Here is a 21004-nt window from a genome sequence, read left to right as displayed (position 1 = left end):
CTAGCACAAGCTTTGTCTTCATGACGCATGATAAGGTCCGCCGCTTCTGGTGTCCGTCAGGTTCCCCGGAATTGGCTGTACATAAAAACGATGCAGCAACTCTCAACCAACGTTTCGTTAACGTATCCGTGAGGCCTGTCTCTGACTGCGGTCCGAGGCGACATAGCCAAGCGCTGAGAAATAGTTTAACCATCAAACGAATATTGGAACGGAGTTGTATTACCGATGTCTGACACACCGAACCTGAGACAGGCCGCGCTTGACTATCATGCGCATCCAAAGCCCGGAAAGCTTGAGATCAAGGCAACCAAACCAATGGCAAATGGTCGGGACCTTGCGCGGGCATATTCGCCAGGCGTCGCCGAAGCCAGTCTTGAGATAAAGGACAACGCCGCCAATGCTGAGAAATACACGGCCCGCGGCAATCTTGTTGCGGTTGTGTCAAACGGCACCGCAGTTCTAGGCCTTGGGAATATAGGCGCATTGGCCTCGAAACCGGTGATGGAAGGCAAGGCCGTCCTGTTCAAAAAGTTCGCAGGCATCGATTGCTTTGATATCGAGGTGGATCAGCCTGACCCAGAAAAGCTGGCAGATATCGTCTGCGCCCTGGAACCTACTTTTGGCGCGATCAACCTTGAAGATATCAAGGCACCGGATTGTTTTATTGTCGAAAAACTGTGCCGGGAACGGATGAACATCCCGGTGTTTCATGACGATCAGCACGGCACGGCAATCGTTGTTGGTGCCGCAGCTAAGAACGCCCTATATGTGGCAGGAAAGAGCTTCGAGGATATCAAAGTAGTTTCGACCGGCGGCGGTGCTGCCGGGATCGCCTGCCTCAGCATGTTGGTGAAGCTCGGCGTCAAACGCGAGAATATCTGGCTCTGCGACATTCACGGGTTGGTCTATGAAGGTCGCGCCGAGGATATGAACCCGCACAAGGATCAGTTTGCGCAGAAAACCGATCTGCGCACTCTGGATGATGTGATCGGAGGTGCTGATCTGTTTCTGGGGCTGAGCGGACCAAATGTGCTCAAGCCTGAGATGGTCGAGAAGATGGCCAAAACCCCGATCATCTTTGCGCTGGCCAACCCCACTCCGGAAATCCTGCCACAGGCGGCGCGCGAAGTTGCCCCTGACGCGATCATTGCGACCGGTCGCAGCGACTTTCCGAACCAAGTGAACAACGTGTTGTGCTTCCCGTTTATCTTCCGAGGTGCCCTGGACGTAGGTGCGACTGAAATCAACGACGAGATGCAGATCGCCTGCGTCGACGGCATCGCCGACATGGCCCGCGCGACGACCAGCGCCGAAGCCGCGGCGGCCTATAAGGGTGAGCAGCTGACTTTTGGTCCAGATTACCTGATCCCAAAACCCTTCGACCCGCGCCTCGTTGGGGTCGTTTCCTCATCGGTTGCACAGGCTGCTATGAAGAGCGGGGTCGCAAAACGACCCATTGATGACCTCGAAGCCTATAAAGAACGCCTGAACCAGACCGTGTTCAAATCTGCACTGTTGATGCGGCCAGTGTTCGAAGCCGCAGCCGTCGCATCGCGTAGAATTGTCTTCGCAGAAGGGGAGGACGAGCGTGTTTTAAGGGCTGCGCAAGCGATATTGGAAGAAACCACGGAAACCCCGATCCTGATCGGGCGACCGGACGTGATCAGCGCACGGTGCGAAAGGCTAGGCCTGACAGTACGACCGGGGCAGGATTTTCAAATCGTGAACCCTCAGGACGATCCCCGTTACTACGATTATTGGAATTCGTACCATCAAATAATGCAGCGTCGGGGGGTCACTCCGGATCTGGCCAAGGCCATCATGCGCACCAACAACACCGCCATTGCAGCAATCATGGTGCATCGCGGTGAGGCGGACAGCATGATCTGTGGCACTTTTGGTGAGTATCGCTGGCATCTTAACTATGTCGAACAGGTTTTGGATGATGGCGATTTGCGCCCGCATGGCGCGCTTTCGCTGATGATTCTGGAAGATGGCCCTCTGTTCATTGCAGACACGCATGTAAGACAATTGCCGACACCAGAAGAACTTGCCGAATCCACCATTGGAGCTGCTCGTCACGTGCGGCGGTTCGGGTTGGAACCCAAGATCGCATTTTGTTCGCAATCGCAATTCGGCAATCAGGCCGAGGGATCAGGCAAGCGGCTGCGGGCTGCGCTTGAGATTCTCGATTCCGAGCCACGCGACTTCAGCTATGAAGGCGAGATGAACCTTGATCTGGCTTTGGATCCTGAATTGCGTGCACGTATCTTCCCGAACTCGCGTTTGGAAGGCTCTGCAAATGTCCTGATCTTCGCCCATGCGGATGCGGCAAGCGGTGTGCGCAATATCCTGAAGATGAAAGCGGACGGGCTTGAGGTAGGTCCAATCCTCATGGGAATGGGAAACAAGGCGCATATCGTAACGCCTTCGATTACGGCCAGAGGACTGCTGAACATGGCGGCCATCGCAGGTACGCCAGTCGCGCACTACGGATAAGCCCAGCGCCTATATCATTACGAAACATGACCGGGCACCAGATTAGGTGCCCGGTTTGATTCTGTTAGCGCCAGCACATTTGCAGCAATAAATTTGCAGATTTGCAAATCTTTGCGTGTGACACTCAGAAATCTGCTCAGATCAGAGGATTTGCAAAAATTTGCAAGCCAAACTGCAAGGTTCTGCAAAGATTTTGCGATAAACTGACGCGCCGTTATGCGCATCGCTTGCTCGAAACATCCACGATGCCTAACACATAGCTCAAGGAATTTGGGAGGAGGCCATCATGGCATATCAGGACGTCTACGAGAGCTGGAAGAACGACCCCGAAGCATTCTGGATGGATGCAGCCAAGGGGATCGATTGGGTTCAAGCGCCCAGCAAAGCTCTGTTTGACGACAATGCGCCTCTTTACGAATGGTTCAGTGATGCCAAGGTAAATACGTGCTGGAACGCAGTTGATCGCCATGTGGAAAATGGTCGTGGTGAGCAAACCGCGATCATCTATGACAGCCCCATTACTCATACCAAACGCGAAATCTCATACGTCGAGTTACGCAATCGGGTTGCTAATCTGGCTGGCGCGCTCCGTGCAAAAGGTATTGAGAAAGGTGACCGCGTCATCATCTACATGCCTATGATCCCCGAAGCGCTGGAGGCAATGCTGGCTTGCGCCCGACTAGGAGCAGTGCATTCAGTGGTATTCGGCGGTTTTGCCAGCAACGAACTGGCCGTACGTATCGACGATGCGAAACCCAAGGCGATCATCGCTGCCTCATGCGGGATGGAGCCGGGACGCGTTGTGCACTACAAACCTCTGCTGGATGGCGCGATCGATCTGGCCACCCACAAACCCGAGTTTTGCGTAATATTCCAGCGCGAGCAGGAAGTCGCACAACTAATCGAGGGGCGCGACGTCAACTGGCACGGTTTCCAATACGGTACCGAGCCCGCAGAATGTGTACCAGTCAGCGGCAATGATCCAGCCTATATCCTCTATACATCCGGCACCACTGGTGCGCCCAAAGGCGTCGTGCGCCCGACTGCCGGCCATCTGGTCGCACTGAACTGGACGATGAAAAACATCTACAATGTCGATCCTGGAGATGTGTTCTGGGCGGCTTCGGATGTCGGCTGGGTCGTTGGCCATTCCTATATCTGTTATGCCCCGCTGATCCACGGCAACACGACGATTGTTTTTGAAGGCAAGCCCGTCGGAACACCTGACGCCGGAACTTTCTGGCGCGTGATATCCGAACACAAGGTCAAAAGCTTCTTCACCGCCCCAACCGCCATTCGTGCCGTAAAACGCGAAGACCCAAGCGCAGAATTGATGGCGAATTACGATCTATCCTGCCTTAAGGCTCTGTATCTTGCAGGAGAGAGGGCTGATCCAGATACGATCATCTGGGCGCAGGATGCGCTGAAAATTCCGGTCATCGATCATTGGTGGCAAACCGAAACTGGCTGGACCATCGCTGGCAACCCGCTCGGAATCGAAGAGCTTCCGGTCAAGCTGGGATCACCTGCCAAGCCTATGCCGGGCTATGACGTTCAGATTCTGGACGAGGGCGGCCATCCTATGAAACCGGGCGAGTTGGGCGCGATCGCAGTCAAGCTCCCGCTTCCGCCAGGCACATTGCCAAACCTGTGGAATGCCGAGGCGCGCTTCAGAAAATCCTACCTTGAGCATTTTCCCGGCTATTACGAAACCGGTGATGCGGGCATGATCGACGAAGATGGGTATCTCTATATCATGGCCCGTACCGATGACGTGATCAACGTCGCCGGGCACCGACTTTCGACGGGCGGGATGGAAGAGGTTTTGGCCGCTCACCCCGATGTGGCAGAATGCGCCGTGATTGGGGTTTCTGATCAACTGAAAGGCCAGATGCCCGTAGGTTTCCTGTGCCTGAATGCCGGATCCGACCGAAATCACGCGGAGGTGGTAACCGATGTGGTCCAGATGGTTCGTGACAAAATCGGCCCAGTCGCTGCGTTCAAGAAAGCAGTGGTGGTGGATCGTCTGCCCAAGACACGCTCGGGCAAGATCCTGCGTGGTACGATGGTGTCGATCGCGGATGGCAAGGCGTATAAAATGCCTGCCACAATCGATGACCCAGCAATTCTGGACGAGATCACGGCGGCCCTGCAAACTATCGGCTACGCACAGTAATTTCACGGTACGATCAAGTGGAGCGCCTTACGGCGCACTAGATTTGCGCTGTCGCGCGTGTGCGAGGTTCTGCCTCGCGCTCGGAGATATTTTTGGCCAGATGAAGGTTGGATCCGTTTTGCGATTGCGGGGCTTGTCATTGGGTCTTCCTCACCTCAGTTTGAGGTGAGGAGGACGAGCATGACACAGGGCGATATCTGGCGTTTTGATGCAACAGAATTGGCTGCGCTGACCCAAGCAGGCGAGTTGAGCGCTAAAGAGGTGATCAGTGATGCATTGGAGCGGATGCATCAGGTAAATCCCTCGCTGAATGCTGTCGTGGACGATCTGGGCACAGAAGCGTTAGAGCGTGCATCTGCGCTTGATCAGGCGCGCCGCAATGGTGCCTCGGTTGGACCGCTGCACGGGGTCCCCGTGACCATCAAAGTGAATGTCGACCAGAAGAACCATGCCACTACAAATGGTGTGGTTGCCTTGAAGGATGTCATTGCCCCTGATGACGCACCGGTGGTTTCAAACTTGCACAATGCGGGGGCCATTGTCATCGGGCGGACCAACACGCCCGAATTCTCGTTCCGCGCTGACACGGATAATCCACTTCATGGGCGCACGCACAATCCTTGGGGCCGCCATATCTCGCCCGGTGGGTCGTCCGGGGGCGCGGGGGCTGCGGTCATGGCGGGCATCGGTGCCCTGGCTCATGGCAACGATATCGGAGGCAGTCTGCGCTTTCCGGCAGCGGCTAATGGCGCAGTTACGGTGAAACCGGGGCTGGGCCGCGTACCCGCCTGGAACCCCAGCCAGAAGGCAGAACGTGGGATGCTGGCACAATCGATGTCGGTACAGGGCTTGATCACAAGAAGCGCAAAGGACTTGCACCTTTCGATGCCCACCCTGATCGCCCCGGACGCCCGCGACCCCTTCCATGTGCCAATGCCTTGGCGCGGCGCGGGGCCGGACGTCCCAATCAAAGTTGCGTTCACCAAAAATACGTTCGAATACGCTTTGCACCCCGAAGTGGACAAAGCGCTAAGTACCGCTCGGGAGGCGCTGGTAGATGCCGGATATATAGTTGAAGACATTGATCCGCCGGATGTGTTCGAATGCGGGCGCATCGGCTATCGCGCGCTGATGGGTGAAGTGCTGACGTTGATGAAAAACGATATCGAGGCAGCCGGGTCTCAAACCATCCGTGATATTTTCGAGGTTTATTTTCAGGAGTTTCCTCCGATCGTAGGCGACGAACTGATTCAGGCGTTGGCGCAACGCAGCCATTATGCGCGCCAATGGTCGCTATTCATGCAGAAATATCCTTTGGTCCTGTCTCCATTCCTGCCGCAGCCGTTCTTTAAACCTGATCGCGATACCGAAGGTGCCGAAGGCGTTCATGAGGTGTTAGGATGCGCGGTCTATTCTTATGCGATGAATTTCCTCGGGCTGCCCGCCGCCAGCGTTCCCGCACGCTTGGCCGAATTGCCGAATGGGCCGCAACCGATCAATGTTCAGATTGCTGCTCGACGCTGGCGTGAGGATATGGCGGTGGATGCAGCGGTCGCGATCGAAGCGCGTGTGGGGCAGATGGCTCCGATTCTGTGGGATCGAATGAGCGCGCAAACCTGAGACATCGTCACTCAGGCCTCACAAATGAAATAGACCCCGGGATTTTGTCCCGGGGTCCGCATACTAAAATATGCCCGGATCAAGATGACGAGCGTAGCACCACCCACCCTCGCCAGCGCGAAAACTGCGCAACCATTCGAAAACACCTTTAGATGGCCACTCACTTCCACCTCGGCGTGTTCTCCGGGCAACTTGAAGTTAACAAACCCTTATCGCGTTGCATGTGAACTGGTTCACACAAGCGGTGGAAAAATGATCAACACGCTGAGATTTAAGTAAATTGTTCAGAGATCAACCGTTCTTCCAGGCCGTGGCCAGGGTCAAATAAAATACGATGCTGGATCGCAATCTCAGACCTGATCTCGACCCAATCGATATCCGGAAACGATATGGAGTCGGCCGCAACGATAACCGGGCGTTTGTCAGCCTCGATCACATCGAATCTGACTTTCGCAACTTTCGGCAGCAAGGCGCCACGCCACCGCCGGGGGCGAAACGCGGCGATTGGCGTCAATGCCAGAACGTCCGCGCCAATGGGTACAATGGGTCCGTGAGCGGAATAGTTATATGCGGTTGAACCCGCCGGCGTGGCAAGCAATGCACCATCACACACGAGTTCGGCCATACGTACCCGCCCATCCACGCTGATCCGCAGCCGCGCTGCCTGCGGCCCTGCGCGAAGCAGCGAAATCTCGTTGATTGCAAGTGCTTGGTGCTTTTGGCCCGCCTGGTCCATTGCAGTCATCGCCAGTGGATTGATGACTTCTTCCTCTGCCTCTGCTAGCCGGGCCATCAGATCAACTTCGGCATATTCGTTCATCAGAAACCCGATGGTACCGCGATTCATTCCGTAAACCGGCTTATCCAGGTGCTGGACGCCCTGCAACGTCTGAAGCATGAAGCCATCACCACCCAGCGCCACCACAACATCTGCGTCTCTCGGCGCTGCATTTCCGTAGCGCGCCACAAGCGCATCCCGGGCGGTCTGCGCAACCTTGGCATCGCTGGCCAGAAAGGCGATTCTCTTTGTCATGTTTTATAGTTTCCAGTGCTGCACATTTGGTTCCGAAACAAACATACCTTTCCGCAATAGGCCAGAGTTGACGCCATAGAGGGCCATTTCGTCGCTTTACAACCTTTCTGACACACGTCGTTTCCGATAGGAAATCCGCCAGATACACCCCAGCCATGCGGAGCGCACATGAACGCCAATCTTCGTGACAACGGATTTTTCACCCAGTCCCTCGCGGATCGTGACCCCGAGCTGTTCGGCTCGATCACATCTGAATTGGGCCGCCAGCGCGACGAGATCGAACTGATCGCCTCGGAGAACATCGTCTCTGCCGCCGTAATGGAGGCGCAGGGCTCGGTCATGACCAACAAATATGCCGAAGGTTATCCGGGCCGCCGGTACTATGGCGGTTGTCAGTTCGTCGACATTGCCGAGAACCTGGCTATCGACCGTGCCAAGCAGTTGTTTGGGTGTGAGTTTGCCAACGTCCAACCGAATTCGGGATCGCAGGCGAACCAAGGTGTATTTCAGGCGCTGATCAAGCCCGGTGACACCATTCTAGGAATGTCGCTGGATGCAGGTGGTCACCTGACCCATGGTGCGGCGCCGAACCAGTCGGGCAAGTGGTTCAACGCGGTACATTATGGCGTGCGCAAGCAGGACAACCTGATCGACTATGATCAGATTGAAGCGCTGGCAAAGGAACATAACCCCAAGCTGATCATCGCCGGAGGCTCGGCCATCCCGCGCGTCATCGATTTTGCCCGCATGCGTGAAATCGCCGATATGGTCGGCGCCTATCTGCATGTGGACATGGCCCATATCGCCGGTCTGGTTGCCGCAGGCGCGCACCCTTCGCCCTTCCCGCATGCGCATGTGGCCACCACCACCACGCATAAAACCCTGCGCGGCCCGCGCGGCGGCATGATCCTGACCAATGATGAAGCGATTGCCAAAAAGATAAACTCGGCGATCTTCCCGGGCATTCAGGGTGGCCCGCTGATGCATGTGATTGCTGGCAAGGCCGTTGCCTTTGGCGAGGCACTGCGTCCTGAGTTCAAGGACTATATCAAGCAGGTCGTTGTGAATGCGCAGGCCCTTTCAGATCAGCTGATCAAGGGTGGCCTAGACACTGTGACCCACGGCACCGATACCCATGTGGTTCTTGTCGATCTGCGCCCCAAATGCGTTAAAGGCAACGCAACCGAGAAAGCTTTGGGGCGGGCACATATCACCTGCAACAAGAACGGTGTGCCGTTCGACCCCGAAAAGCCGACGATCACCAGCGGTATCCGTCTGGGCTCGCCCGCCGGAACCACCCGCGGTTTTGGTGAGGCCGAGTTCCGCCAGATCGCAGACTGGATCATCGAAGTGGTCGACGGTCTGGCCGCAAATGGCGAAGACGGAAACGGTGCGGTCGAAGCCAAAGTTAAAGCCGAAGTCGCCGAACTTTGCGCGCGCTACCCGCTTTATCCGAATCTCTGATCCAATACGGATCTTAGAACAGAAAACGGCGCCCTGATCGGCGCCGTTTTTCTTTGAGGTGTGCAGCGTTCAGATATACCCGCGCCATCGTAGTACGAATACAGCCAACGCCGCCAACACGATCAGGCCCAACGCAAGCGAGCCAAGAAAGCTCAGGAACCATCCCCAACGTCGATCTGCCAGATTGATCGCGTTCAGGTGGCCTTGCACCTCGTCCGACGCTTTTTCGAGCCGGGGCATATCCAAAACCATCCGCAGTTTGGGATGCTCGGCCATCTGCTCGGCCTCTGCCAGAACCAAGGCCTGTTTATAGACCTTGCGCGGCAAACGCCGCTTTGCGCGCCGGACCGAGGCAATCAGGGTCTTGTCTTTCACGCCAAGCTTTTTACGCAGCAACCGAATGGTCTCTGCGATCCGGGTCTGGATATCGATTTCCTGCGTCATTGGCGCCTCCTGACGGGACAATGTAGCCGCGCGTCACACCGGCGACAATGGGGCTGGTTGTTCCGCGCGGTGACGCGTATCACAGAAGCATGCTGAATACGATCATCCATGGCGACCCGACTGATCATCCGCCCCTGCTGATAGCGCATGGCCTCTATGGTTCGGCGCGCAACTGGGGAGTCATTGCGCGGCGACTGTCGGACGAAAGACAGGTGATTGCCGTCGATATGCGCAATCACGCCTACAGCTTTTGGGATGCTCAGCATGGCTACCCAGATTTGGCGCATGATCTGGCAAAGGTCATCGACAGCGTTGGCGGCATCGCCGATATCGTCGGGCATTCCATGGGTGGAAAAGCTTCGATGGTGCTGGCGCTGGAATATGGCGATCTGGTGCGCAAGCTGGTCGTCGCAGACATCGCACCAGTGGCATACAGCCACAGCCAGATTCAATTCATCGAGGCAATGCGGGCGGTCGATATGTCCCGCGTTCAGCGTCGTTCAGATGCCGAAGCACAGCTGGCCGATCTGGGCGTCGAAAAGGCGCTGCAGAGCTTTTTTACGCAGTCTTTGGATGTTGAGGGAAGCCGCTGGCGGCTGAACCTAGATGTACTGGCCAGCGAAATGCCAAAGATCATGGGCTTCCCCGAGATTTCGACCCATTGGGACGGCCCCGCTCTGTTCCTGTCCGGCGCAGCATCAGATTATGTGCAGCCCGAATACCGAGAGCAGATTCGCACCCTGTTTCCTGCAGCTCGCTTCGCCAAAATTCCCGGTGCGGGGCACTGGCTGCACGCCGAGAAACCCCGCGAATTCGAAGCTGCAGTCAGGACCTTCTTGAACGCTTAATCAAGCGCCTTGATACAGGCGTTTTGCCACCAGCCACGACACCGGCGCGGCAACAACCGCCCCTGCTGCTGCGGCGGAAACGATGGCCATCCAGGTCACCATTCCAACCGCTAGGACCGCAATCACGGCAGAACCCGCGATGGCTGTGGCGATCAAAGAATAAAGCGTGGCTGCTAGGCGTATCATGGCCAGTATCCTGTGTTTAAGCTTCTGGCCTTTACATTACAGCAACGGAATATGTGTGACTTTGATTTGGGTCAGATATGTAGCTACATCCCGCGATCCATTGGCCCGGTCGCCTCGCCGCCGCCATTCACCCAATCCGCAAACCCGCCCAGATTATAGACGTGTAAATACCCCATATCCTTAAGCAGTTTCCCAGCCAGCGCCGCCCTGCCACCAGATGCACAATGCAGGATGATCACCCGGTCCTTGCGCAGTTCCGCGTCATGGGAAGGCAGCTCGGGATCGGCCCGAAACTCCAACATCCCGCGCGGGATATGATGCGAGCCGACCGCGCGCCCTGTCCTTTCCAGTTCAGGCGCATCGCGAATATCCAACAACAAGGCACCCTGCCCGATCAGTTCTTTCGCCCGGCTGGCATCGATACGCTCAACCACCGCGTTTGCAGCTTGCATCATGTCTTTGACCGTCAATGGCATTTGCGCCCCTCCAGGAAATGAATCCGTGAAAGGCTAACATGCAGAAAATTGAAGGTGTAGACATTCAGGCGCTTAATGTTCGCGGAAAGCACGCGACATACTGTCAACCACCGGCTTGGCGATATAGGCCGCAAAGGTACGTTCCTCGGTCTGGATCATGATCTCGGCGGGCATTCCGGGTGTCGGCACGAAGCCCCGCACGCGACCCATCTCTTCCGTGGTCAGAGAAATGCGCGCCAGATAGACCTCTTGCGGCATACCGGCAGAATCCTCGACAAGCGAGTCAGCCGAGACGTAATAGACCTCGCCCTCAAGCACTGGGGTTGTCCGTTGATTGAGCGCAACGAGGCGCACCGTCGCGATCTGCCCGGTGACCACGCTGTCGATCTCGGTACGCGGGATCTGCGCTTCGATGATCAATGGCGCATCGGCGGGCAGAATCTCAGCAATCTGTTCGCCAGTTTCGATCACCCCGCCCGGCGTGTGGTGATGAAGTCGCACCACTGTGCCTGTCACCGGTGCACGCACAACGGCACGGGCCAGAACGCTACGGGCCTGACGGGCTTTTTCACGCACACTTTCAAGATCGGCTTCAATAACGCCCAACTCGTCCAGCGCAGCCTCGCGGTAGGCTGAGCGGGTGCGCAGAATCTGCTCTTCATACTTCAGCAGCATCTGGTTTACCTCAGCCGTTTCAGCGCGCAGACGCGCCAGTTGACCTTCGGCTTCGGCCTGCACCCGGCGGATCGTATTCAGATCACCTTTGCGCACTAATCCTTTTTCAAACAACGAATATTTGGTCTCGTATTCTTCCTCGAGAATCTCTGATCGCCTTTCCATGCTGACCAATTGTGCTTCAAATCCTGACGCACGAATTTTCAACGCCTCCATGTTGCGCTGCAGCAAAGCAATATCGTTCAGCAGCGTCTTTCGCGATACATCAAAGCTGAGTTTCTGATTGTCGAGGATCGTCATGACCTCAACGTCGTCCGATGCTTCGATCAATCCGGGCGAAAACACGAGGGTTTCCTGTTCGCTATGCTCAGCCAGCAATCGTTCGGTCATGGCCTGAAGGCGAAGTTTGCGAATGAACAATTCGCGTTCACTCGCCTCGGCCGAGGTCTGATCCAAAGTCATCATGATCTGTCCGGCTTGAACAGATTCACCTTCCGAGACCAGTATGTTCTCGATGATACCGCCTTCCAAATGCTGCACGATCTTGTTGCGACCGGTCGCGACAAAGCTGCCTTGCGCGATGACTGCAGCGGCCAGAGGTGCACGGAAGGACCAGACGCCAAAGCCGCCAAAACAGACAATAAGCATGATAAAGCCAATTACGATGAATTTGGTGATCGAGCGCGGAACCTCAGAGTACCAAAGACCGCCTTCATCGGTGCGTGCCACGTCGTTCATCGCTTAATCCCCCTTGCCCTGTATTTCGGGCGGTTGCTGGCGCGGCCCGTTGAGCTGTTCCAGCACCTGTTCGCGCTGCCCGAACAGCGCCACGCGCCCATCGGTCAGCAGCATGATCTTGTCGACAACATTCAACAGAGTCGGCTTTTGCGTAATCACCACAACGGTGATCTTGCTTTCCTTTGCTTGCTGAATTGCGCGCGCAAGCGCCTTGTCACCCGCCACGTCGAGGTTCGAGTTCGGCTCATCCAGAACAACCAAACGTGGGTTGCCGAAGAAGGCACGCGCCAAAGCAATACGCTGCTTCTGACCACCTGAGAGAGGTGAGCCGTCGGCGGCCACAACCGTCTCATACCCCTGCGGCAGCGTTGCGATCATGTTGTGCACGTCGGCCAAAACGGCGGCATCGTGGATCTGCTCATCCGTGGCATCGGCACGCATCCGGCCAATATTGTCTTTGATGCTGCCGGGGAACAGCTGTACGTCTTGCGGCAGATAGCCAATATTTTCGCCAAACTGGCGGGGATCCCAGTTACGGATATCCATCAGGTCCAGCCGCACACTGCCTGAGGTCGGCAGGATCGAACCCACCAGCGTTTTACCAAGTGTCGTTTTGCCTGCGCCTGAATTCCCGATGATCGCCAGAGTTTCACCTGGGTTCAGCGCAAAGGTGATTCCGTTCAGAACCACCCGCTTGGTGCCGCCGGGGACATATAGCAGGCGTTCGACATCCAACCGCCCCTCAGGCCGTGGTAGGCGCAGTTTTTCGTATTGCAGGGCCGAGTTCGACAGCAGAGCCTTGATCCGTCCAAAAGCACCCCGTGTCAGCAGAAAGGTATTCCAACCCTCAATCGAGCCTTCGATCGGCGCGAACGCCCGTCCCGCGATGATCGAGGCGGCGATGACCATACCGCCTGTAATTTCGCCTTGAAGGGCCAGAAAGGCGCCCCAGCCCAGAATGCCGATCTGCGTCAAAAGACGAACGGCACGTGAAATGGCCGCGAAGATCACGTTACGATCCTGCGCCTTGACCTGCCATGTCAACGATTGTGCGGTGTCACGCCCCCAGATGCGCACTGCCTCGGGGATCATCGCCAAAGCGTTGATGATCTGACTGTTGCGCGACATTGAATCCAGATGCTGGTTCGCCATTGATTGCGCCTGATTGGCCTTGGCAAAGGGCTTGGCGGTCATTTTCTGGTTGATCAGCGCGATGATCATCAGAATCACGGCCGTCGTCACCACAATCATCCCAAGTTGCGGATGCACCAGAAAGATCATCAGGATGAACAGCGGTGCAAATGGTACATCCAGAAATGAGATCAGAGTGCCCGAGACCAGAAAGCCCCGCACCTGTTGCAGATCCCCAAGTGTCTGATATTCGCGTCCGTTGCCGTGCAGCGAGGCATGGGCCGCAGCGCTAAGAACCGGGGCCCCAAGACGGGCGGCGACCTCGACCGCTGTACGCATCAGCATGAACCGACGAACGGCATCAAATGCGGCTTGAAAAATGACTGCTCCGGCAACGATTGCCGTCAGCATGATCAACGTATCCAGCGAGCGACTAGTCAGAACCCGGTCACTGATCTGAAACAGGTAGATCGGGATCGCTAGGATCAGGACGTTGGTCGCGCAGGTCAGTACCAGCACGAAAGCCAGATTGCGCCAAATCGCGCGCAGTGAGGTACGCAGCGTCTTCTGGAAATCTTCAGGCGGCGTGCGTTTGTGGAATGTTTGGGGTGGCCCCTTGCCATCGCCACCACCCGTCCCCGGGCGCAGCAAGGGTTGGTTGGCCTTGGCCTCGATCGTGGTGCCCATGCGGTCTTTACCATCCGACGGCGCAGAGGGGGTCATGCGTGCAGTCGATTGGTCGGCGGTTTCACAATCGGGGGCTTCGGTATCGGCCACCCCAGTGTCGCCACCCGCAGGATCCTTATCTTGCGCGGGCCGCGACGACGCGCGCCGAAGGGGAGAACCAGCGCGCGGTTGTGATGTTTGATCCAACTGCTCTGCCTGGGTCTGCCCCGGATTATCCGGTTGTGTCGTCGCCTGAGGCGCTTCTGATTGCCGCGATCGTTTCGCGGGCCCGGCAACCGGGGTGTCACTTGCTTCCGGGGTCTCTGGTTTGGTTTCGGGTTCCGCCAGTTGCATATCACTTGTCAAACGCAGGCGGGACGCTGTTTTTGCAAGTTTACTTTCATTTGGTTTTGCTACCCGATTTCGGGGTTCCAGGGTCAATGGGCCTCCGCCTCCGTGCCGGTCCAATGGACTTGCAAAACGGGTGCGGCGCGACGAAAAAACGATCGACATAAACTAACCTTCCGGTCACTCGTAAATCAGGAAATATTAGGCCAGCATGGTCTGCAGGCCATCGGAGGAATTCGCCATTTCGCTTGGCGTGAGATCGTTACCGTTAGGCCCAATGCCATTGTCGTGACCTGGCATACCCGCCTCTTCCATGATGGCGGCGATTGCCTCGTTGGTCATCTCGGCGATGTCCTCATTCGTGGGCATGTCAAGCAGGCTTGCCTGATGCAGTAGCAGGTCAGAAAATGCCCCATCCTGAGCCATAACAACCGAATCCACGCCGGCCTTGGTTACATTGGCGGCGTTCAGCATCGCATTGCTGCCTGCCAGAACCTCGGTCTCGTCCGCGTGGGGACCATTCAGATATACGTCATCCTGATCGGCAAGCATCGTCGATTGCTCGGCCACGTTGACCTGAACCAGCGATCCATCGATCTTGAGGACCCGCATCTGCTCCATGCCAGCAAACATCGGATCGTTCATTAGCGCCTCTTCCAGCGCTGCCATGTCGTCCTCGCCCATGGTCATGGCGTCGGCCATGGAGTCGTGCATCGCCTGATACGTATCTTCGCCTTCTTTCTTGAGAGAAACCTCGTTCATAACCAGGTTTTCGTCCGATCCATCGATGGGTCCGGGCAATCCGCCCATCACCACATCGTCATCCAATAATACGTGCGTCTGGACAAACGCATCGACCGATATCATGTCGCCTTCGATCATGATCAGGTCATAATAACTGCCAAGTTGAAGAATATTGGTGACATCAATCAACTCGTTGTCACCCAACGCATACAGCGTGGTCGTCGCGCTAATCTCGGCATCAATATGATCGATATCCGTTGCATCGATGTCCTGCTTGACAAAATTTGCAACGATCAGATCGGTCGTAATCCAATCAACATGCACATATGCCGGGGCATCGTCTCCACTTGAGCCTTTCTTAAGCCAAGGGGCTGAGTTGCCTTCGACCTCGATCGTCGACGAGTGCACCACATTGGTGCCCGAGCCGCCATTCGTGCCTTTGTCTGTGTCAGATACAACGGCGACCTGGCTCACCATGGCCAGTTCGATTGCTTTTCCACCGACCGCAATATAAGGCGCATCGACCCAGGCCACAGTTGCGTTCATCTCGTTGATCGCAAGGTTGCCGCCTGCGATCACCGTGTGACCTTCGGCAAATTCGTCTTCCTCGTCCTGAGCCCATTCTGCGGGCATCATATCGGGTGTTTCGTCGTCCTCTTCCTCGTCCGGTCTATGATGCGCAGGCAGAAGATCTTCCCATTCTGGGGCTTCGTCCACATACTCACCATTGACGATCACGCCCATCGCGTCTTCGCCGTGGAACTGATAAACAACCGCGCCTTCAACTTCGACATTGATCGGGGCCAACATCGCTTCGGCCAAAGACTCGACGTATTCAACCGACAAGTAGTCCGAGATCGAGAACGAGGGCACGGCAAACGCGTGCATCGATGCTGCGACCTGCGCAGCCGCCTCGGCCAATGCGATCAGCTGATCGACATCGCGGAAATCTCCCTCGCCGACAACGTCATTGTCGCGCAGGAAAATCGTCTGGAACGTGTAGGTCACAGCAGACCCGATAAGCTCTGTCACAATCTCCAGCTGCTGCTCGATCACAAACGTTGCACCTAGGCCGGTTGTCGCTTCGGGTAACGGCGGACCGTCTGAGAGTGGTGGTTCAAGTACAACGACCGTTTCAAATTCAGGGCCGTCGGTTGGGGGTGGAAGTTCAGGAGTGGCGGGGGGGGTGTCAAACCGATAGGAAAGCGGACCATATTTGCCTGGGTCCAATTCAAGATCTGCCTTGATCCGGATCTTTGCGGGTTCTTCCAGTTCGTCCAGTTCCGCCTTGCGCCGCATGGCGGTGAACTCTTCGTACTGATCCCTCAACCGGGCTTTTTCAATCGTAAGATCAAAAGATCCAATAAAGTGTGCAATCTTTTCGGTAACACTATCGAATGACATTTCGATGATCCCTTACCCCCTTGCCGACTAAAATTTCCGGTTCGGGATTTGCTGGGCCGAGGCCACATTACGCGGCCCCGGCGATTTCATTGAACGGGGGCCGATAATGCGGCCCCCGCGAATTGGTCTTAGACCTCGGTGTCGTCGCTCGAATAAGTCGAGGTCATCGAACCGCCAACCATGGTCGTATCGACCGAGTTACCTAGCACGTTGGCACCCTGTACGATCGATTGGTTGAACGCGTTCGTATCGACGACTGCTGCTGCGGATGCATAAGACTCGCCGTTGACGATACCATCGCCACCATTATCCGAACCCCAGGTACCGCCATTACCGCCAGCACCACCGGCACCCGAATATGCACCGGATGCTTCACCACCGGTGTTCATTGCACCTGTGGTTGCACCACCAGTAGACGAGCCCATGACGTCGCCGCTGGTACCGCCAGTCGATGCCGCTGCACCACCGGCACCGCCGTCACCTGACATCGCAGTACCTGTTGCATCACCTGAAGCCATCGAGTCCGCATCATTATCGGACGAAGCATCTCCACCGTATCCGGCAATCGCTTCGGCAAGGCTTTCGGCATAACCATCGTTGGCTGAATCGGCCCATGCTTCAGAGTCACCGCCGTTTCCGGCTTCGTTGGTTGCGTCAGCTGAACCAGCACCGCTTCCGGCCGAGCTTGCCTCGGGGTTGGCCGTACCGCCAGCGCCACCAGTACCTTCGGCCGATGCCATTCCATCGCCGCTGGCGTCTGCTGATCCATTACTTGTGTTGGTACCACCATTACCACCAGAACCGTCAACGTCCTGATCATTGTCGGCAGAGCCATCGATATCACCAGGTGACTGCGTGATTACAGGGCCGGCAGCATCTTGGTCACCAACACCTTGCGCATCAGCATCCGTGTCAACGTAGCCGCCGCCTGCACCACCGGTTCCTGTACCGCCAGCACCCGGTCCGCCAGTACCTGTGCCACCAGTACCAGTACCTCCAGTACCCGTACCACCAGTACCTGTACCGCCAGTACCCGTACCGCCGGTACCTGCACCACCAGTGCCACCGTCTCCGCCGGTACCGTTCGAGTTACCAGCTGCTGCAGCTTCTTCGTCTCCGTCAGGATCTTCCTCTTCCACAAGGAGTACCGGGAATGGGAAGGCTTCTTCTACCGAGCCGGAATCTCCGCCGGTGCCGTCGCCACCGTTGGCATTGCCACCGGAGCCTTCGCCACCAGTGCCTTCACCGCCTGAGCCTTCACCGCCTGAGCCTTCGCCCCCGGAGCCTTCGCCACCGGCGCCTTCGCCGCCGGAGCCTTCGCCGCCGGAACCGCTACCGCCATCGGCATCATTCCAGCCCATCGCGCCAGCGCCAGCCAGACCCAAACCAATATTGCCTCCAGAGGAAGACTCGTTGGCTTCGTTGGTTCCGTCGCTAGAGTTGTCTGCCGAACCATCGTTATCGGCATCACCAGCGCCACCATCGGCACCGTCGTTGGAAGCATCGGTGCCTGCCAGACCAAGGCCAGCAGCTAATGCCCCAGATGTATTGTCACCACCGTCTGCATCGCCATCGGCGTTCGCTCCGGACAAACCAAGACCAAGACCAAGGCCAATCGATCCGGCATTACCACCGTTACCACCAGTCGAGTCACTATCGGAACTCGCTTCGCCGTGGTTGTCGGCATTGGACTCGCTGTCTGCTGCGCCGCCTTCGCCGCCGGTGCTGTCACCGTCTGCGCTGGCACTCGAATGACCAAGACCCAGGCTTGCGTTATAGGTATCACCCGAAGATGCGCCATCTCCACCTGTCGCAGCGCTATCAGCATTTCCTGAATGACCACCAAAGGCCAGCGAATGGCTGCCATTGGTGTCGCCATAGGCTTCACCACCATAGCTCATGCCGCCATCGCCAGAGGAGCCACCGTCGTTGTTTACGTCGATACCGTCTTCGGCATAGGCTTCACCGCCGTTGGCGTCACCGCTTTGTGTGAAATCACCTGAATTCACGACACTTGCGGTACCCAGACTGTCATTGTCTTCCAGGCTGGCAAACTGCTGGTTGATTGACGCGAAATCATTTCCGGGACCATCTTGCGAGATATCAATGTTGACGTCGTCGCCGGGATCGTAATTTACATCGTCACCGGCAGTAATAACGTCGCCGACATCACCTTCGACGTCCTCAATATCAACGTCGACTTTGTCATCGTCGCGCGGAATCCACTCTCCGCCGCCGAAGTCGATATCTACGGTCGCGGTATTGGTGTTGCTGTCGTCACCGCCATTGGTCTGTGAGTTGCTGTCGTTACCACCATTGGTGTTGCTGTCGTTACCACCATTGGTGTTGCTGTCGTTACCACCATTGGTGTTGCTGTCGTTACCACCGTTGGTGTTGCTGTCGTCGCCCTGCTGTTGTTGCTGCTGCTGTTGCTGTTGGTTCAAATCTTCAACAGCCATCTCTTCTTCTTCCAGCTGCGGTTCGTCTACAACAGGATCCTGATCGTCGATAACTTCTTGGACATCGGTGATTGGAGCTAATCTGCGTTCCATAATAAGTTCCACTTTTACTGAAGCACCAGACCGCCATTCATCTACAAAGCGGTAACAGGCGCGGTTTGAAACAGACTTTGCGCGCAACGTGTCAATCTGGACACTCGCGCGGCCGTGAAGGTCTTCTGTTTGGTTTGCCCCCCTTTCTCGGCTAAGCCGATTCCATGACCACGGAGAATTCGCAGAAATACGCGGACCGCAGGCACGTCAGGTCTAAGATCACTTCACAAATTGAAGCTTGGGCATGGTTGCAGCGATAAGGGGATGTGCATAGCTGGCCGAAAGGGCTATTTTCCGTAATTAGCTGTTTAATATATATATTTTTCGAAATCTGGCGTATTTCGCACCAAATTTGCCTCAGAAACAATCATGCGCAAACATATAGGATTATTAACCCTGAAATTTCATAAAGTTACGCTAAAACTATATACGAAAAACCTGATCAAAGGTTCTAGTACGCGGTATTGCGGAACCCGCCTTTGGTTGCTGAAACACGTACTTTCAGCTATGATAAGGTACTATTTGAGTTCAAAGTTACTGTTTCGCGCCATCCAGTTCTGTACCCGATTTAAAGTTTCAGAGGGTGGCGTTTGTATTAGTGGGGGGAAGATCAATGAATATTTCATTGCAAGAAGACGCCCGTGATCAGATTGAATATCCCGAAGAGCTGTCGATCATTTTTATCGGCAAGGAACTGTTCTACTCGAACCAAACCCTGAGAAGTGTTCAAAGCGAATTCGGCGTTCGTGCGTCAAGATATGAAAGCCTTGACGACCTGCTGGCCGAGAGTGGGAACTCTGTTCCCTCCGAGCGCATCATTGTTGTGGATCAGATGATGCTCGAAGATCTGTTGGCGCGGCCCGCTGATTACTCCCAGCTCGCCGAGACAGGATGTCTGGCCTTCGCCTATCGCAAGAAAAGTCCGGCCCGGGTTCTGTTCGAACGCTGGGATCGTACCCGTTTCGGCAGTGTCGGGTATTTGCCAATGAACGTGGCGCCGGATGTTTGGCGCGCAATACTGCGCCTTCTGATGCACGAAGAGCTGCACCTGCCCTGCTTTCTGGCCGACAGCATGACCGCAACACAAAGTGCGCCAGGCACACCTATCGAAAAACAGCCTGCAACCAGAACCCGGTCGCCTGACAAACTGTTGCGATACTCAAAGCTGACGCGCCGCGAAAAGCAAGTCCTGAGGCTGGTATCGCAAGGCAAGAGCAACAAGACCATTGCGTCGAATCTGGGCATCACCGAACACACCGTCAAACTGCATATGCACAATGTCTCGGGCAAGATCGATGTGAGCAACCGGACTGAAGCTGCGCATTTCTACTTTGAGGTCGCGCCGAACGAAGCGCGCAACGCGCCCGTTGGATGAGGCATTCGAAACCCGGTTCGACCGGCTCATTCTGTTGGTGGGTCGGCTCAACTATATGTGGACGAACACTGAAAGCCTGCTGATCCACCTGATCGCAGGTCTGACCGGGGCCAAAAAAGATGTTGCGGTCATCATATTCCTGACGCTTAACACCACACGTGCCCGTATCGATCTGGTCGAACGTCTCGCCAAGATGGAGGGTCGCCCCCGTGAAATCCGCGATCCGATTCTCGAACACACCCAGCGGTTGTCGCGCCTGTCCTCTATTCGAAACAAGTACAATCACTGCATCTATTCTTTCGATCAGGAAAGCGGAAATCCAAAGACCATCCTGATGCGCATTGCTGATCGCAAGACCGACATCAAACTTGGTCGCGAAGACACAGTTGACGACAAAGCAATGAAAGAAATCGAGGATGTTGTCACTCAGCTCTCGAATGCCAACAGGGATATCTGGAAATTGATCACCCAACTGGGTTTCCCTGTCTGAGATGGTGCTGGTGCGGGCGGTGGGACTCGAACCCACACGGCACTAAGGCCTTCGGATTTTAAGTCCGATATGTCTACCATTCCATCACGCCCGCACATCATCGTCGAAGTTTTGTCTCACCGCGCCGATGTCGTG

At 56.0% G+C, this 21004-nt stretch carries 15 protein-coding genes and 1 tRNA gene; 7 read left to right on the top strand and 9 right to left on the bottom strand.

Annotated elements, in window-relative coordinates:
* The first annotated feature begins 225 nt into the window (after positions 1-225).
* The 3 genes from AC2TEM_RS12115 (at position 226) to AC2TEM_RS12105 (ending at position 6295) form a co-directional block, all read left to right on the top strand.
* Positions 226-2499 carry an NADP-dependent malic enzyme gene (locus AC2TEM_RS12115; RefSeq protein ID WP_170401318.1) on the top strand — a complete coding sequence of 758 codons (2274 nt, stop codon included), beginning with the start codon at positions 226-228 and terminating at the stop codon, positions 2497-2499.
* Positions 2500-2785: 286 nt separating this feature from the next.
* Entirely contained in the window at positions 2786-4675 is a 1890-nt protein-coding gene (gene prpE, locus AC2TEM_RS12110; RefSeq protein WP_170420877.1) for a propionate-CoA ligase PrpE, read from the top strand.
* Between the two features lie 180 nt (positions 4676-4855).
* Positions 4856-6295, top strand: a complete 1440-nt coding sequence (locus AC2TEM_RS12105) for an amidase family protein (RefSeq protein ID WP_170420875.1) — start codon at positions 4856-4858, stop codon at positions 6293-6295.
* Between the two features lie 271 nt (positions 6296-6566).
* Here the strand turns inward: AC2TEM_RS12105 and AC2TEM_RS12100 are convergent, their stop codons facing one another.
* Positions 6567-7328, bottom strand: a complete 762-nt coding sequence (locus tag AC2TEM_RS12100; RefSeq protein ID WP_170391948.1) for an NAD kinase — start codon at positions 7326-7328, stop codon at positions 6567-6569.
* A 168-nt stretch (positions 7329-7496) separates the two neighbouring features.
* Between AC2TEM_RS12100 and glyA the strand changes: the two genes are divergently transcribed.
* On the top strand, positions 7497-8792 hold the full coding sequence (glyA, locus tag AC2TEM_RS12095; protein ID WP_170420872.1) for a serine hydroxymethyltransferase: 1296 nt from the start codon (positions 7497-7499) through the stop codon (positions 8790-8792).
* A 69-nt stretch (positions 8793-8861) separates the two neighbouring features.
* Here glyA and AC2TEM_RS12090 read toward each other — a convergent pair whose 3' ends face one another.
* Positions 8862-9236 carry a hypothetical protein gene (locus AC2TEM_RS12090; protein ID WP_170391953.1) on the bottom strand — a complete coding sequence of 125 codons (375 nt, stop codon included), beginning with the start codon at positions 9234-9236 and terminating at the stop codon, positions 8862-8864.
* A gap of 89 nt (positions 9237-9325) precedes the next feature.
* On the opposite strand from AC2TEM_RS12090, the gene AC2TEM_RS12085 reads away from it, so the two are divergent.
* Positions 9326-10084 (top strand): alpha/beta fold hydrolase, encoded by a 759-nt coding sequence (locus AC2TEM_RS12085; protein ID WP_170391963.1) that lies wholly within the window; start codon positions 9326-9328, stop codon positions 10082-10084.
* Here the strand turns inward: AC2TEM_RS12085 and AC2TEM_RS12080 are convergent, their stop codons facing one another.
* The 6 genes from AC2TEM_RS12080 to AC2TEM_RS12055 form a co-directional block, all read right to left on the bottom strand.
* Entirely contained in the window at positions 10085-10270 is a 186-nt protein-coding gene (locus AC2TEM_RS12080; RefSeq protein ID WP_170391965.1) for a hypothetical protein, read from the bottom strand.
* A gap of 83 nt (positions 10271-10353) precedes the next feature.
* Positions 10354-10746: a rhodanese-like domain-containing protein gene (locus tag AC2TEM_RS12075; protein WP_170420870.1), complete on the bottom strand. Its 393-nt coding sequence runs from the start codon at positions 10744-10746 to the stop codon at positions 10354-10356.
* Between the two features lie 72 nt (positions 10747-10818).
* Positions 10819-12159, bottom strand: coding sequence for an HlyD family type I secretion periplasmic adaptor subunit (locus tag AC2TEM_RS12070; RefSeq protein WP_170391969.1), 1341 nt, complete (start codon positions 12157-12159; stop codon positions 10819-10821).
* A 3-nt stretch (positions 12160-12162) separates the two neighbouring features.
* Positions 12163-14469, bottom strand: coding sequence for a type I secretion system permease/ATPase (locus tag AC2TEM_RS12065; RefSeq protein WP_170391971.1), 2307 nt, complete (start codon positions 14467-14469; stop codon positions 12163-12165).
* Positions 14470-14505: 36 nt separating this feature from the next.
* Positions 14506-16452 (bottom strand): type I secretion protein, encoded by a 1947-nt coding sequence (locus tag AC2TEM_RS12060; RefSeq protein WP_170420868.1) that lies wholly within the window; start codon positions 16450-16452, stop codon positions 14506-14508.
* Positions 16453-16580: 128 nt separating this feature from the next.
* Complete coding sequence (locus AC2TEM_RS12055; protein ID WP_170609007.1) at positions 16581-19004, bottom strand: hypothetical protein; 2424 nt, start codon at positions 19002-19004, stop codon at positions 16581-16583.
* A 613-nt stretch (positions 19005-19617) separates the two neighbouring features.
* On the opposite strand from AC2TEM_RS12055, the gene AC2TEM_RS12050 reads away from it, so the two are divergent.
* Both AC2TEM_RS12050 and AC2TEM_RS12045 read left to right on the top strand, forming a co-directional pair.
* Positions 19618-20379: a response regulator transcription factor gene (locus AC2TEM_RS12050; protein ID WP_170420864.1), complete on the top strand. Its 762-nt coding sequence runs from the start codon at positions 19618-19620 to the stop codon at positions 20377-20379.
* A complete protein-coding gene (locus AC2TEM_RS12045; protein WP_170420862.1) occupies positions 20372-20869 on the top strand; it encodes a hypothetical protein in 498 nt (165 codons plus the stop codon). Before AC2TEM_RS12050 ends, AC2TEM_RS12045 begins: the two co-directional genes overlap by 8 nt.
* Before the next feature lie 8 nt (positions 20870-20877).
* Here the strand turns inward: AC2TEM_RS12045 and AC2TEM_RS12040 are convergent.
* Positions 20878-20963: transfer RNA gene (locus AC2TEM_RS12040), tRNA-Leu, on the bottom strand.
* Positions 20964-21004 lie beyond the last annotated feature (41 nt).

The sequence above is a fragment of the Ruegeria sp. HKCCD3925 genome (genome assembly GCF_057221175.1).
Note: the sequence above shows the minus strand (reverse complement) of the source record. Positions and strands in the feature narration are given on the sequence as shown.